The organism is Leucobacter sp. G161, from assembly GCF_001482305.1.
Taxonomy (GTDB): domain Bacteria; phylum Actinomycetota; class Actinomycetes; order Actinomycetales; family Microbacteriaceae; genus Leucobacter.
Map to the genome: position 1 here is coordinate 1 of NZ_LOHP01000006.1, position 387 is coordinate 387.

Annotated in this window: 1 protein-coding gene; it reads left to right on the forward strand. The window is 62.5% G+C overall.

Annotated elements, in window-relative coordinates; all coding sequences use genetic code 11:
* Nucleotides 1-10: 10 nt before the first annotated feature.
* Nucleotides 11-387 (forward strand): hypothetical protein (locus AUL38_RS00840; protein ID WP_153006411.1); only part of this gene is annotated, 377 nt, incomplete at its 3' end.

Here is a 387-nt window from a genome sequence, read left to right on the forward strand (position 1 = left end):
GACTACCGTCATGAATCAATCACTGCAGATCCAGGACGAGGCCATCACCGGCCTCGAAGACCAGACGCGTGAGATCCGTGTAAGAGAAGCATCCAGACTCGAACACCTCGCCCGCGGCTACCAGGCCGTCACGGGCGGCGAAATGGCCAGACGCGCCTACACCACAGAAGCAGCGCTCGCGCTCGGAGTATCCGCGCCGCGCGTGGACTCGATGCTCGGCCTTGCCGTGTTCCTTGCTGACGTGTACCGCGACACTGCAGTACTGACCCGCACCGGTGAGCTCTCACTGCAGCACGCACAGATCATCACCGACGCGGGCATGGTCATCACGAACGTGACAGTGACCGGTGTTGATGAGGCCGCGATCGCCCGCTCCATCGAACTCGA